Origin of the sequence: Aliivibrio sp. S4MY1, assembly GCF_028765545.1 — a bacterium.
Taxonomy (GTDB): Bacteria; Pseudomonadota; Gammaproteobacteria; order Enterobacterales; family Vibrionaceae; genus Aliivibrio.
This window is the reverse complement of the sequence record NZ_JARACP010000004.1, coordinates 197,452-210,426: the sequence shown is the minus strand read 5'-3', so window position 1 is coordinate 210,426 and position 12,975 is coordinate 197,452. Positions and strand designations below refer to the sequence as shown.

General features: G+C 41.8%; 14 protein-coding genes. 6 read left to right on the top strand and 8 right to left on the bottom strand.

Annotated elements, in window-relative coordinates; genetic code table 11:
* Nucleotides 1–16: 16 nt before the first annotated feature.
* The 6 genes from PVK71_RS06465 to radC form a co-directional block, all read right to left on the bottom strand.
* The gene (locus PVK71_RS06465) at nt 17–766 is read right to left on the bottom strand and encodes a glycosyltransferase family 25 protein (RefSeq protein WP_274419072.1); all 750 of its coding nucleotides are present in this window, start codon (nt 764–766) and stop codon (nt 17–19) included.
* A gap of 58 nt (nt 767–824) precedes the next feature.
* Complete coding sequence (gene mutM / locus PVK71_RS06460) at nt 825–1,640, bottom strand: bifunctional DNA-formamidopyrimidine glycosylase/DNA-(apurinic or apyrimidinic site) lyase (protein ID WP_274419071.1); 816 nt, start codon at nt 1,638–1,640, stop codon at nt 825–827.
* A gap of 217 nt (nt 1,641–1,857) precedes the next feature.
* A complete protein-coding gene (locus tag PVK71_RS06455) occupies nt 1,858–2,313 on the bottom strand; it encodes a hypothetical protein (RefSeq protein WP_274419070.1) in 456 nt (151 codons plus the stop codon).
* 269 nt (nt 2,314–2,582) lie between these two features.
* Complete coding sequence (gene rpmG / locus PVK71_RS06450) at nt 2,583–2,750, bottom strand: 50S ribosomal protein L33 (RefSeq protein WP_012549068.1); 168 nt, start codon at nt 2,748–2,750, stop codon at nt 2,583–2,585.
* Nucleotides 2,751–2,764: 14 nt separating this feature from the next.
* Nucleotides 2,765–3,001 (bottom strand): 50S ribosomal protein L28, encoded by a 237-nt coding sequence (rpmB, locus tag PVK71_RS06445; RefSeq protein WP_130045066.1) that lies wholly within the window; start codon nt 2,999–3,001, stop codon nt 2,765–2,767.
* Between the two features lie 195 nt (nt 3,002–3,196).
* On the bottom strand, nt 3,197–3,871 hold the full coding sequence (gene radC, locus PVK71_RS06440; protein ID WP_274419067.1) for a RadC family protein: 675 nt from the start codon (nt 3,869–3,871) through the stop codon (nt 3,197–3,199).
* A gap of 216 nt (nt 3,872–4,087) precedes the next feature.
* On the opposite strand from radC, the gene coaBC reads away from it, so the two are divergent.
* The 5 genes from coaBC to PVK71_RS06415 all read left to right on the top strand — a co-directional run bounded on the left by coaBC (nt 4,088) and on the right by PVK71_RS06415 (nt 10,060).
* The gene (coaBC, locus tag PVK71_RS06435) at nt 4,088–5,317 is read left to right on the top strand and encodes a bifunctional phosphopantothenoylcysteine decarboxylase/phosphopantothenate--cysteine ligase CoaBC (RefSeq protein WP_274419066.1); all 1,230 of its coding nucleotides are present in this window, start codon (nt 4,088–4,090) and stop codon (nt 5,315–5,317) included.
* A gap of 157 nt (nt 5,318–5,474) precedes the next feature.
* Nucleotides 5,475–6,065 (top strand): nucleoid occlusion factor SlmA, encoded by a 591-nt coding sequence (gene slmA, locus PVK71_RS06430; RefSeq protein ID WP_130045071.1) that lies wholly within the window; start codon nt 5,475–5,477, stop codon nt 6,063–6,065.
* Nucleotides 6,066–6,086: 21 nt separating this feature from the next.
* On the top strand, nt 6,087–7,025 hold the full coding sequence (locus tag PVK71_RS06425) for a Kdo(2)-lipid IV(A) acyltransferase (RefSeq protein WP_274419065.1): 939 nt from the start codon (nt 6,087–6,089) through the stop codon (nt 7,023–7,025).
* A gap of 32 nt (nt 7,026–7,057) precedes the next feature.
* Nucleotides 7,058–7,525 carry a transcription elongation factor GreB gene (gene greB, locus PVK71_RS06420; RefSeq protein WP_130087341.1) on the top strand — a complete coding sequence of 156 codons (468 nt, stop codon included), beginning with the start codon at nt 7,058–7,060 and terminating at the stop codon, nt 7,523–7,525.
* 198 nt (nt 7,526–7,723) lie between these two features.
* Nucleotides 7,724–10,060 carry a Tex family protein gene (locus PVK71_RS06415; RefSeq protein WP_274419064.1) on the top strand — a complete coding sequence of 779 codons (2,337 nt, stop codon included), beginning with the start codon at nt 7,724–7,726 and terminating at the stop codon, nt 10,058–10,060.
* A 367-nt stretch (nt 10,061–10,427) separates the two neighbouring features.
* Here PVK71_RS06415 and PVK71_RS06410 read toward each other — a convergent pair whose 3' ends face one another.
* Both PVK71_RS06410 and bioH read right to left on the bottom strand, forming a co-directional pair.
* Nucleotides 10,428–10,904 (bottom strand): ATP-dependent Lon protease, encoded by a 477-nt coding sequence (locus tag PVK71_RS06410; protein WP_274419063.1) that lies wholly within the window; start codon nt 10,902–10,904, stop codon nt 10,428–10,430.
* A gap of 100 nt (nt 10,905–11,004) precedes the next feature.
* Entirely contained in the window at nt 11,005–11,775 is a 771-nt protein-coding gene (gene bioH / locus PVK71_RS06405) for a pimeloyl-ACP methyl ester esterase BioH (RefSeq protein WP_274419062.1), read from the bottom strand.
* A 67-nt stretch (nt 11,776–11,842) separates the two neighbouring features.
* On the opposite strand from bioH, the gene PVK71_RS06400 reads away from it, so the two are divergent.
* Nucleotides 11,843–12,523 (top strand): ComF family protein, encoded by a 681-nt coding sequence (locus PVK71_RS06400; protein ID WP_274419061.1) that lies wholly within the window; start codon nt 11,843–11,845, stop codon nt 12,521–12,523.
* The last annotated feature ends 452 nt before the right edge of the window (nt 12,524–12,975 follow it).

The window sequence follows — 12,975 nt, the reverse complement described above, 5'->3', positions numbered from 1 at the left end:
TCAATATAAATTTTAATCAGTACTTAACGACGTTCTGAAAACTTTTATAACGTTTTTTACTAAGATTGGTTAAAATATAACGTTGATAACCATCTCTAAAGAAGGAAGAAAATGCAGTATATCTACTTTTCTTTCTTCTACTTAGTTCACTTTCAAACGTACCATCCTTACTGCCTTGTTGTACAATTGGTGGGTCCATCCAAAATGTGTTGTATTGAAGCGTTTCTCTCATCTTAGTTTGAAAAGTATCGCTTGGCATTGCTGTTGTATTTGATTCAAAGAATTTCACAAACTTCTTCGCTACATCGAGATGGATGATATAACCACCACAACGTTTTGTATGAGATGCAAGATAACAAAGCTTTTGTTTTTTCTTATAATATAACGGCACTGAACGATTACTTTGCTCTATATTAACAATATAATTTCGCTCATTAGCCATCTCTTTTTCGATTTTCTTTAACTGCTCTAGAGCGTTATTTGTTAAAAAAGCATCATCCTCAAACACAAGTGCAGTTTCAATATTACGCGTTACCATCTCCTCATAAACACGAATATGCTTATAAGCACACGATTTTTCGGCTAAATTATTATTATTAGAAAAATATTTATTTAATATTTCTGGCGTTAAATCTTTAATATCTCCATCTAACATATACTCATATTGATGAAAGCCTTTTTCTGGTAAATGGCGATCTATGTGTTCTCGCCTCTCTTCATAACCTTCACTAACGTGAATAATAAAAATATTCTCTAAAAAACTCATTACTCATCTCACAACAAAAATTGGCATCTACCTCAATTATGCTACAGCCGAATCCAAATTAAGAGTTGTTTTGACAATTTTCACACCAAAATGTATTTCTCTGCCCTATTTTTTCTTCTTGTATGAGAGATTGGCAGGTTAAGCACGGTTTATTGGCTCTACCATAGACTTGCAATTCTTGTGCAAAGTAGCCGGGTTTACCATCAACTTGGTTAAAGTCTTTTAGGGTTGTTCCACCTTGTTTAATCGCCGTTTCTAGTACTTTTTTAATTTCAAAGACTAGTCGTTCAATTTGGACTTGCGTCAATGTACCTACTGATGTTTTGGGATGTATCTTTGCCATAAACAAAGATTCACTAGCATAGATATTTCCAACCCCAACTACGACAGCGTTGTTCATAATAAACTGTTTTACCACGAGTTTTTTATTCTTTGCTTTTTCTGCGAAATAACCCGCAGTAAATACATCAGTTAAAGGCTCTGGGCCAAGTTTGGCAAGCACGTCATGCTCTACACCAACTTCACTATATAACCAAGCACCAAACTTACGCGGATCGTTGTAACGAAGAAGTTTGCCGTTATCTAATATAAGATCGACATGATCATGTTTTACTGGAGGGATCGTCTCATCAAGTATTCGTAAACTTCCTGACATGCCAAGGTGAATAATGGCTGTGCCTTTGGGGGTGTCTATCATTAAGTATTTAGCGCGACGGCGGATAGATTGAATTCTTTGCCCTATGAGTTTTTGTAGTTCTTTTGGGATCGGCCAGCGTAGTTTATCTGTTCTGACAGTGATCGTTTTGATGGTTTGGCCTTGTAGGTAGGGGGTGATGCCTAGTCGACTGGTTTCTACTTCTGGTAGTTCTGGCATTTTTTGATCCTTTGTAAAATAAGCTTTCAGATCGGTCGCAAGCTTCCTTGCAGGGTTCAGAGGTGAACATTGTGATTTCAGCGTATGATATTTGAAACTAGCAACCCCTCCCAGCCTCCCCTTATATTGATATTATCAACCAAGTGGCTATGTCGATAAAGGGGAGGAGCTAGAAGCGAGCACACCTGAATCCAGCAAGCGCAGCGTATAGTCTCTACTACCTAAACAAATACCCTTCTTCAGAACTCACCGCTATCCATTCCCCCAGCCAATTCTGCATCATCCAAAAATTTGGGGCTTGATAGATCGTCACACGCTGTGGCTCTTCTTGATTTTCTAGCCACACTTCTACCGTGCTTGGTGCTGGTAATTTGGTTTTGAGTACTTTCACTGATGCTTCATTTAGTACGGTGCCTTCAAGAGTAAACCAACGTTCAATAAGTTTGCTATCTTGATCTGACGTATCTGAAACAACATCATAACCTGCAAAATGCATTTTTTGAATGGCATTAGCACCTTCAAATAAAGGCTGTACACCTGTTACTGTTTCTACTTGTTGTTCTGGTTCAAGTAGATAGGTTTTGATCAGCTGTGGGGCTTGTAGTACGCCAATAAAGAGTAATACAAAGATGATCAACATGTTGTTGTATTTGCGGCGTGATGGTTTTTTCATTTTAAATCCTTTTTTAAAAGCAGAGTTCAGATCGGTCGCAAGCTCCCTTAAAGGGTTCAGAGGTGATCGTTGTAATTTCAGCGTATTATATTTGAAACTAGAGACTATACGCTTCGCTAACTAGAAACTATAAAAGAAAAAGCAAGTACCTCTGAAATCTGCAAGCGTAGCGATCTGAATTCTAGCTCTTTCCCTGATTTTAACGCAAAAAAAAACCCAGCAACAAGGCTGGGTTTTCAATATTATCAAAGTTGCAATCAGTAATCGAATTACTTGATTTTAGCTTCTTTGTAAAGAACGTGCTGACGTACAACAGGATCAAATTTTTTGATCTCCATTTTGCCAGGCATGTTACGTTTGTTCTTATCTGTTGTGTAGAAGTGACCAGTGTTAGCAGTTGATACTAACTTGATTTTCTCACGTGCGCCTTTAGCCATTTTTCAGATTCCTCTTAAACGTTCTCGCCACGAGCACGCATATCTGCAAGAACGGTATCAATACCTTTCTTATCAATGATACGCATACCTTTAGCGGTAAGACGAAGTTTAACGAAGCGTTTTTCGCTTTCTACCCAGAAACGATGAGTTTGTAGGTTCGGCAGAAAACGACGCTTGGTGGCATTTTTTGCGTGTGAGCGGTTGTTACCAACTGCAGGACGCTTACCAGTTACTTGGCATACTCGGGACATTGCTGTCTTCTCCAAATCGTTTCAGCTCGATATCACCTTGGTGGCAAAAAACCACTAGATATTTCAAATGAAATAACTAATTCAAGGCTATCAAAGGTCGCGCATTATACTAACTGAATGCGCATTGCTCAAGACCCAAAGGGATCCTTTTTACTGTTTTTTGTGTTTTTTTTATTCAATCGGTAAAAAAAACACTCAAATCCAGCCTCTTTCGGCAAAAGAGACTATTTCTCCATCACCGATCACAAAATGATCAAGGACTCGGATATCTACCAATTCTACCGCATCTGAAATACGTTTTGTAATTCTTCTGTCAGCTTGACTTGGCTCGGCGACGCCGGAAGGGTGATTATGCGCTAAAATGATGGCGGCTGCATTATAATCTATCGATCTTTTTACAACTTCTCTCGGATATACTGCTGCCGCATCGATTGTTCCTTCAAATAACACCTCTCCTTTTAGCACCCGATGTTGATTATCTAAGAACAAAACATAAAACGCTTCTCTATGTCGGTCTCTTAACATTTTCGTTAGATAACGTTTTGTATGCTCAGGACTGGTGAGCGCATCTTCTTTCTCCATGGTTTCAAATAAATAGCGCTCCGTCATCTCCACAACGGCTTGCAGCTGAGCAAACTTTGCCGTGCCCAAACCTTTATGACTGCAAAACTCCCCTTCATTAGAACTGAGCAACTTTCTTAGTGAACCAAACTCTTTTAATAGTTTGTCAGCTAATTCAATCGCATTCATCCCCCGAATGCCGGTGCAAAGAAAAATGGCCAGTAACTCGGCATCCGTTAATGACTTTGGCCCTAGAGCAAGTAGTTTCTCTCTTGGACGAGATTCCTCTGGTAGATTCATTAAAGACATAAATAACTCGTTCGGTGAATACTATTTATACAGCCTACGCACAATAAATAACGACTGCCTTTTTGATTGAACGCCCTTCGACTTGGTTCAAAGCTTGATTGCAATTATGTTTTTGCTCATTTACTTACATCCAGAGATTGAAGTGCATCACTCTGAAAAAAAATTATGCTATGGTTAGCGCATTACGATGAATCACTTATTAAGGTTATTAGTGTCATGGCATCTCTCTCAGGAAAACGCATTCTTCTTGGTATCAGCGGCGGCATTGCAGCGTATAAATGTGCAGAGCTAACTCGTCGGCTTATTGAGCGAGGCGCAGAAGTACGTGTTGTCATGACAACGGCGGCTAAAGAGTTTATTACCCCATTAACAATGCAAGCGGTCTCTGGTCACCCAGTCGCAGACAGTTTATTGGACCCTGCGGCTGAAGCATCAATGGGGCACATTGAGTTAGCTAAATGGGCCGATATCGTATTACTTGCTCCAGCTACGGCAGATTTAATTGCTCGTATGGCAGCGGGAATGGGTAATGATTTATTAAGCACATTAGTATTAGCGACCGATTCTCCGATTGCGGTATCTCCTGCGATGAACCAACAAATGTACGCTAATATCGCCACACAAGAGAACATTGCGACATTAACTCGTCGTGGTATGCGTATTTGGGGACCGGCAGCTGGCCAACAAGCGTGTGGTGATGTGGGTATGGGTCGTATGCTTGAGCCGATGGAGCTAGTTCATTTATGTGAAGACTTCTTTCAAAAGGATGAAGATAAGCCGCTTTATGGTCACTCTCTGTTAATTACGGCAGGACCGACTCGTGAAGCGCTTGATCCGGTTCGCTATATCTCAAACCACAGTTCAGGAAAAATGGGGTTTGCGATTGCACAAGCAGCAGCGCAATTAGGTGCTGATGTGACGTTAGTAAGCGGCCCTGTGAACCTTGCGACACCCGATAACGTGAAACGCATTGATATTGAAAGTGCCGAGCAAATGCACTCAGCGGTAATGAATAATGCGGCGTCTCACTCTATTTTTGTTGCCTGTGCTGCGGTGGCTGATTTCAGACCAAGTCAAATGGCAACTCAAAAAATGAAGAAAACTGCCGATGAAGATGGCATGACTATCTCTATGGTGAAAAATCCTGATATCGTGGCTTCTGTGGCTGCTATGATTGAGCAGCGCCCATTTACGGTTGGCTTTGCTGCAGAAACACAAGATGTAGAGAAGTATGCTCGTGGTAAATTGGAGCGTAAAAATCTAGATATGATCTGCGCGAACGATGTATCAATTCAAGGACAAGGCTTTAATAGTAATGACAATGCCCTTCATCTATATTGGAAAGGCGGCGATAAAGCTTTACCGTTGAGTTCGAAGACAGAGTTGGGTAAGGCGATTATGTTGGAAATAGTTGAAAGACTAGAGGCTATACGCTGCGCTAACTAGAGACTATAAAAGCAGAATTCAGATCGGTCGCAAGCTCCCTTGCAGAGTTCAGAAATGATCGCTGTAATAGCAACGTTCTCCTCTGAACTCTGCAAGCGAAGCGATCTGAACTCTTATAACAACAGCTCTTAAAAATAAAAAAGACAAAGGAACCACAATGACGACAACAAAAAAAACAAATCGTCGTGATGAAATATTACAAGCGCTAGCAGAAATGCTGGAATCTAACGAAGGTGCTTCACGCATTACTACCGCTAAACTTGCCAAACAAGTGGGTGTCTCTGAAGCAGCGTTATATCGTCACTTTCCAAGCAAAGCAAAAATGTTTGAAGGCTTGATTGAGTTTATTGAAGACTCTTTATTTTCTCGTATTAATCGAATTATTGAAGACGAAAAAGATACATTAAAACGTATTGAACTATTATTAAAACTGCTACTGGCATTTGCAGAGCGTAATCCGGGGTTAACTCGTATTATGACGGGTCATGCTTTAATGTTTGAAAATGAGCGGCTTCGTGAGCGTATCAGTCAGTTATTTGAACGTATTGAACTGCAGTTTAAACAGATCCTTCGTGAACGTATGCTGCGTGAAGGTAAAGCGTTTCCTGTTGATGAAGCCATTTTAGCAGCACAACTTGTTGGTCAAGTTGAAGGCAGCTTCTGTCGTTTTGTGCGTTCAGATTTTAAATACCAACCAACCGCTAATTTTAATGAATATTGGGCGCTGCTTAGTGCTCAAATTCGATAGTTTGATTTAAATAGGTTTACGATGTCAAAGTACCCAGCTCCGCAATTTTCTACCGCCCTACTTCACCCTAAATACTGGGGTGTTTGGTTTGGGTTTGGTTTATTGTTCGCTACCGTTACTCTTCTTCCTTATAAGGCAACCAATAAACTTGGTCGAGCGATTGGATTATTAGGCTTAAAGTTAGGTAAATCCCGAACTCATGTGGCACGCCGAAATTTAGAACTCGCTTTCCCAGAAATGGCATCGTCAGAGCGTGAAGCCATTGTTATTGAGAATTTTAAAAACTCAGGATTAGCCATTTTTGAAACGGCAATTGCATGGGTCTGGCCAAATTGGCGTATTGAAAAGCATTTTAGTTTTGAGAATAAACAACACATGCTTGATCTTGAAGCACAAGGACGAGGCGTACTTGTTGTCTGTGTACACGCATTAAACCTTGAGTTAACTGCACGTGCCTTCTCTCTATTTGCACCGGGTTATGGTGTTTATCGTCCACACACTAACCCAGCGTATGATTTCATTCAATACTGGGGCCGTACTCGTTTTGGTCATCATATGGTGGACAGAAAAGACGTAAAAGGCATGCTGCGTGTATTACGAAAAGGCGAGCGTTTATGGTATTTACCTGATCACGACTACAACCGTAAAAACTCCGTATTTGTGCCTTTCTTTGCAGTACCAGACGCTTGCACTACGGTTGGCTCTGACATTTTAATCAGCGCAAGTAAATGTGCTGTCGTTACTGCTTCTGGATTTAGAACTTACAATAATTATCACCTACAAATTGATAATGACATTAGTGAGCAATTTCCGAAGAAAGATCCCGTTGGCGTCGCAACAGTAATGAACCAAGCAGTAGAACGTGTCATTTTACGTGGTATCCCACAATGGATGTGGCTACATAAGCGTTTTAAAACCATGGAAGATCCAAGCATTAAGAAAGGCATTCGCTACGATTAGCACAGAAAGCATATGCCTTTCAAGGAAGAGAAATGAAAACCAATTTAATTACTCGTGAGGGATTCAATAAGCTACAAGATGAACTCACGTTTCTATGGAAGGAAGAGCGCCCTGAAGTCACTAAAAAGGTGACCTGGGCGGCAAGCCTTGGTGATCGCAGTGAAAATGCGGATTATCAATACAATAAAAAACGCCTGCGTGAAATAGACCGTCGTGTGCGCTATTTGCGTAAGCGTTTAGACCAAGTAAAAGTGGTCGACTACTCTCCTCAACAAGATGGAAAAATCTTTTTCGGTGCGTTCGTTGAAATTGAAAACGAACAAGGCGATACCCTTTCTTTTCGCATTGTCGGCCCAGATGAAATTTTTGGTCGTCACGATTACATCTCGATTGATTCCCCTATGGCGCGAGCGCTGATCAAGAAAGAAGTCGATGAAGAGGCAGTAGTAAAGACGCCTGAAGGGAATAAAGAGTGGTTTGTGAATTCGATTAGGTACTAGGAGCAAGAACGAGGAAGAGCAGAATTCAGATCGGTCGCAAGCTCCCTTGCAGAGTTCAGAAGTAATCGTTGAATTTAAAGCGATCACCTCTGAATTCTGCCAGCGAAGCGATCTGAACTCTGTATCTCTTGAGACCTGAAACCTAGTTAAAACAAACAGCCTAATCACACGCTTTTAATTAATTAAAAAGAATCAAAAATGATAATAAATATAATTGCCAAAGAACTTAACGTTCGCCCTCAACAAGTTGCAGCAGCCGTTCAATTGATTGACGAAGGCAGCACCATTCCATTTATTGCGCGTTACCGTAAAGAAGTCACTGAAGGCTTGGATGATACTCAACTTCGTACCCTTGATACGCGTTTAACTTACTTGCGTGAATTAGATGATCGTCGTCAATCAATTTTAAAATCGATCAAAGAACAAGACAAACTGACGCCTGAATTAGAGCGTGAGATTTTAGATGCCGACAGTAAAACCCGTCTTGAAGACTTGTACTTACCTTTCAAACGTAAGCGCCGAACTAAAGGTCAAATCGCCATTGAAGCCGGTATTGAACCGCTAGCAGATTTACTGTGGACACAGCCTGAAAATAATCCAGAAGATGTCGCTCAATCGTACATTGATGCCGATAACGGATTTGCAGATACCAAAGCGGTATTGGATGGTGCTCGTGCCATCTTGATGGAGCGTATGGCTGAAGATGCAAACCTTCTTGAAAAAGTACGTAACTACTTAACCACAAATGCGGAATTAAGCTCTAAAATGGTCGATGGCCAAGAGCACGCTGGTGAAAAGTTTAAAGATTACTTTGAGCATAATGAAAAGCTAACACGTGTTCCTTCTCACCGTGCACTTGCAATGCTTCGTGGCCGTAACGAAGGTTTCTTACAGCTATCAATTAACGCTGACCCAAATCAAGAAGAAGGCGTTCGAGGCTCTTACTGTGAAATCATCATCGCTAATCATTATGGTATTACCCTAGGTTCTCAACCTGCCGATTTGTGGCGTAAGCAAGTGATCAGCTGGGCATGGCGCATTAAGATTTTAATGCACATGGAAACCGAGTTAATGGGCGCATTAAAAGAGCGTTCTGAAAACGAAGCGATTGATGTTTTTGCTACTAACCTTAAAGACTTATTAATGGCGGCACCTGCTGGTCTTAAAACCACATTAGGTTTAGATCCGGGTTTACGTACTGGTACTAAAGTTGCCGTTGTAGATGCAACAGGTAAGGTATTAGCAACAGATACTATCTACCCTAACCAACCTCACAACCAAATAGCTAAATCTGCACACACAATTGAAACGTTAATTAAAAAACATAACGTGGATTTGATTGCGATTGGTAATGGTACCGCTTCACGTGAAACCGATGCGTTTGTTGGTAACCTACTTAAAGATGCAGGCCTATCAACGGCGAAAATCATCGTAAGTGAAGCAGGTGCATCTGTCTATTCTGCTTCTGAATTGGCAGCAAAAGAGTTCCCAGATTTAGATGTATCGATCCGTGGCGCGGTATCTATCGCTCGTCGCTTGCAAGATCCACTGGCAGAGCTAGTAAAAATCGATCCTAAAGCGATTGGTGTTGGTCAATATCAACACGATGTTAGCCAAAGCCAACTAGCGAAAAAATTAGATGCGGTTATTGAAGACTGTGTAAATGCCGTAGGTGTTGATGTAAATACGGCGTCTTCTGCATTATTAACGCGAGTTGCTGGCTTATCAACGACGATCGCACAAAATATTGTTGATTACCGCGATGAAAATGGCCGTTTTGAAAATCGTACAACACTGAAAAAAGTCGCTCGTTTAGGGCCTAAAGCGTTTGAACAGTGTGCTGGCTTCTTACGTGTAATGAATGGTAAAAATCCACTGGATGCATCAGCCGTTCACCCTGAAGCTTACCCTGTTGTAAAATCAATTGCAGAGAAAAACGGTAAAGCGATTGATGCGATTATTGGTAACACTGAATTCTTACGCTCAGTTGCTGCTAACGATTACATTAGTGCGGATTTTGGTTTACCAACGGTAACGGACATTATCTCTGAGCTTGACAAGCCAGGCCGAGATCCGCGTCCTGAGTTTAAAACGGCAACCTTTGCAGATGGCGTAAATACGGTGTCGGATCTTGAGCTAGGTATGGTTCTAGAAGGTGTGGTGTCTAACGTAGCCAACTTTGGTGCCTTTGTTGATATTGGTGTTCATCAAGATGGTTTAGTTCATATCTCTGCACTGAGCGATACTTTTATTTCTGACCCGCGTGAAGTGGTTAAAGCTGGCGATATCGTTAAAGTGAAGGTTATGGAAATAGATGTGCAACGTAAGCGTATTGCCCTTTCTATGCGCTTGAATGATCAGCCAGGTGAAGATAACCGCCCTCAATGTCAGTCAAATAAAACACCGCAACGTAATGAACGTTCTCATGCTGCAAGACCTTCATCTTCGGCAAGACAGCAGCGTCAAAGCAATGATGTTGGTAATGCTGCGATGGGCGGTGCGTTTGCAGCGGCGTTTGCGAAGGCGAAGAAGTAAGAGCAGGACGCAACAAGTTGCTGAAGGGCGCTGCGCTTAAGGCGGACTTCATCCTTGAGACGCTACGCTTGAGAAGAGCAAGATCTAGAGTTCAGATCGCTACGCTTGCAGAATTCAGAGGCACTTGCTTTTAGCTTTTAGCTTTTAGCTTTTAGCTCCTCCCCCTTAGTAAGGGGGAGGCTGGGAGGGGGTCAAGAACTAACAGCGTATGATCAAGGTAGATTTGTATTCAATTCGACCGGTATCGCAACAACCCCTCCCTAACCCTCCCCTTATTAAGAGGAGGGAACAGTATGATGATCGCTGTAATCACAACGATCACTTCTGAAATCTGCAAGGGAGCTTGCGACCGAACTGAACTCTGCTCTTAAAGCACTGCCAATATATCCGACGGGTTATTCGGCACTACCGCTTTATCATAATGAAAACTGATCACACTGCGTCTGCGAACCATTCTCCCCATCTCAGCCAATTTATCTAATAGTTCTTTAGGTAGATTGAAACGCATGGTGTACCCCGTACCCTCACCTTGCGCATACGTATCTAACGACAACAATCGAGCAAGTTTTGCTAAATCATCATCGACATCATACAAGGTGCCGATATGAGGTTTTTTTTCTTTCTCTTCAAGCACATCATAACCGGGGTGGTCTGATGGTTCCCACGCATCACGCTTATGTTGTTTATCGTCGCCTTTAATCGCTTTTTCAGACGTCGTCTCACTCATCTTTGTCGTTGCTACAACAGGCTTTTTAACACGATTTTCACGTGCTACTTGTTCTGTTGGCAAATTAACAGAAGGTGCAATAAGCGGCACGCTAATACTGTTAGTTGAAAAGTTCATAAAACGTTTCCTTATCGAAAAACTAGGCGTAATAAACTGATACCAATTCCATTAATTATCTGATCATTTAATTAGTTACATTGGTATAAAAATCATATCGCTATTGTTGCTGTAAAAAATAGCGCAGCTCAGCGATAAACTCATCACTGTGCGAAATAAATGGTGCGTGTGAGGCTTGCTCAAATACCACCTTACTTGAATTAGGGAGCAAGGTATCCATATCTTGAGCAACTTTAATGGGTACTAAACCATCTAAACGACCGTACATTCGACATACTGGCATCGTTAATTGAGATAGACGTTCTCTTAGATCTATATCGGCCAAAATCGCCAAACCTGTAGCTAAAGCCACTTGATTTGGTGATGGTCTTGAAAACACCGCACGTTTTATCTGTTTTATGTCTTGTTTAGCATTTGGACTTCCCATCGCTTGCAATGCCATAAAGCGCTCAACCGTTAGAGTAAAGTCATCTTTAAGCTGCTCTGTAAACTGAGATAACACCACAGGTTTAATTCCTCTCCATCCTTTTTCAGCAGAGAATCGTGGCGAGCTTGCTACGGTAATTAATTGGCTTACTCGATCAGGTGCCGTTAACGCCGCTTGAGTTGCAATTAAACCACCAAGAGACCATCCAAGCCACGCGGCTTTTTTTGGTGCTTGAGTTAATACTTGTTCCACCATCTCATCAAAATCAGCACTGCCAAGCTCGGCACTGTGCCCATAACCTGATAAATCTACTGTATGAACTCGATATTGCGAGCGCAATTTCTCTACCGTAGGTTGCCATACCGCTCCGTTCATTCCCCATCCGTGAATGAGAACCAGATCGGAACCTTCGCCTTCCGTTTGCCAATAAAGAGAACTTGTCATCTACACTGCCTATTCGTGTTCAAAAATAATGGATGGTTAAGTGTTCATCAGGTTACTTCGAAGGTCAATGCAAAAATTAGGCACGAGTCATTGCGACTATTGCCGTTTGGCTATGCCTGCTTCAGAAACAATTTGGTGTCAAAAGTGTATCGCCTTAATTCCTAAAGTTCCCCGTTGTCGACAATGTGGCTTGCAAACCGAACATGACACAGAGGTGTGCGGTGAGTGCTTAACCCATCCACCACAATGGGATCGCTTGTTTTGTATTAGTGATTATACTGATCCTTTACGTGAGTACGTTGGTCGCCTTAAATACGCTCAACATTTTTGGTTAGCTCAAGATTTAGGGGTACTACTGAGTAAACAGATCTCTGATCCTGCTCCGCTTATTCTCCCAGTTCCCCTACATTGGAAGCGTTTTTGGTGGCGCTCTTATAATCAAAGTGACCATCTTGGTTGGACTCTTGCACAACAGTTTAACTTGAACGACATGACTTCTCACTGTGACAACAAAATACTAAAACGCATTAAGGCAACTCGGCCCCAACAAGGACTCTCAAGATCGTTTCGACAAACCAACCTGCTGGGTGCATTTAAAGTGGCTAAACCGATTACTGAAAAGCATGTCGCTATTGTTGATGATGTGGTAACAACAGGAGCTACGATTGATCTGCTGTGTGTAGAGTTGAGAAAAGCGGGGGTTGAGAGAATTGATGTTTATACGATTTGTCGAACAGGGCGGAGTTAGGGGCTAGGGACTATACGCTGCGCTAACTAGAGACTATAGAAGCCGGTATGACTGGTGGTGATATTTTAGGTTTCAGGACGCTTTGCTTGCAGGATTCAGGGGTGCTCGCTTTTGATCTTCCTGAGTCCTGAACCCTCGCTTTGCTCTTATAGAAGCGAAGCGGTCTAGTTAGCGCAGCGTATAGCTTCTAGTTTCCTCATCCACTGCAATCACAACGATCTCCTCTGAATTCTGCAAGGGAGCTTGCGACCGATCTGAGCTCTGCTCTTAAAAACTTTAGCAAACGATTGCTTTTCATTTATTTATCTATAGAATACCGTCCCAATTGATTAACAACTCATTTTAATCAACCAACCCCAATAGAGATAGGTTCTGATTAACAGCAATCACAGATTGACGCCTACTCACTTCAAACTCCCATTCAGCGAGCTTTGAAGACAACGTTATACTAT

What these genes read in the sequence shown, in the direction of transcription:
- PVK71_RS06465 (WP_274419072.1), bottom strand. Translation starts at nt 766, where the DNA reads ATGAGTTTTTTAGAGAATATTTTTATTATTCACGTTAGTGAAGGTTAT.
- mutM (WP_274419071.1), bottom strand. Translation starts at nt 1,640, where the DNA reads ATGCCAGAACTACCAGAAGTAGAAACCAGTCGACTAGGCATCACCCCC.
- PVK71_RS06455 (WP_274419070.1), bottom strand. Translation starts at nt 2,313, where the DNA reads ATGAAAAAACCATCACGCCGCAAATACAACAACATGTTGATCATCTTT.
- rpmG (WP_012549068.1), bottom strand. Translation starts at nt 2,750, where the DNA reads ATGGCTAAAGGCGCACGTGAGAAAATCAAGTTAGTATCAACTGCTAAC.
- rpmB (WP_130045066.1), bottom strand. Translation starts at nt 3,001, where the DNA reads ATGTCCCGAGTATGCCAAGTAACTGGTAAGCGTCCTGCAGTTGGTAAC.
- radC (WP_274419067.1), bottom strand. Translation starts at nt 3,871, where the DNA reads ATGTCTTTAATGAATCTACCAGAGGAATCTCGTCCAAGAGAGAAACTA.
- coaBC (WP_274419066.1), top strand. Translation starts at nt 4,088, where the DNA reads ATGGCATCTCTCTCAGGAAAACGCATTCTTCTTGGTATCAGCGGCGGC.
- slmA (WP_130045071.1), top strand. Translation starts at nt 5,475, where the DNA reads ATGACGACAACAAAAAAAACAAATCGTCGTGATGAAATATTACAAGCG.
- PVK71_RS06425 (WP_274419065.1), top strand. Translation starts at nt 6,087, where the DNA reads ATGTCAAAGTACCCAGCTCCGCAATTTTCTACCGCCCTACTTCACCCT.
- greB (WP_130087341.1), top strand. Translation starts at nt 7,058, where the DNA reads ATGAAAACCAATTTAATTACTCGTGAGGGATTCAATAAGCTACAAGAT.
- PVK71_RS06415 (WP_274419064.1), top strand. Translation starts at nt 7,724, where the DNA reads ATGATAATAAATATAATTGCCAAAGAACTTAACGTTCGCCCTCAACAA.
- PVK71_RS06410 (WP_274419063.1), bottom strand. Translation starts at nt 10,904, where the DNA reads ATGAACTTTTCAACTAACAGTATTAGCGTGCCGCTTATTGCACCTTCT.
- bioH (WP_274419062.1), bottom strand. Translation starts at nt 11,775, where the DNA reads ATGACAAGTTCTCTTTATTGGCAAACGGAAGGCGAAGGTTCCGATCTG.
- PVK71_RS06400 (WP_274419061.1), top strand. Translation starts at nt 11,843, where the DNA reads ATGCAAAAATTAGGCACGAGTCATTGCGACTATTGCCGTTTGGCTATG.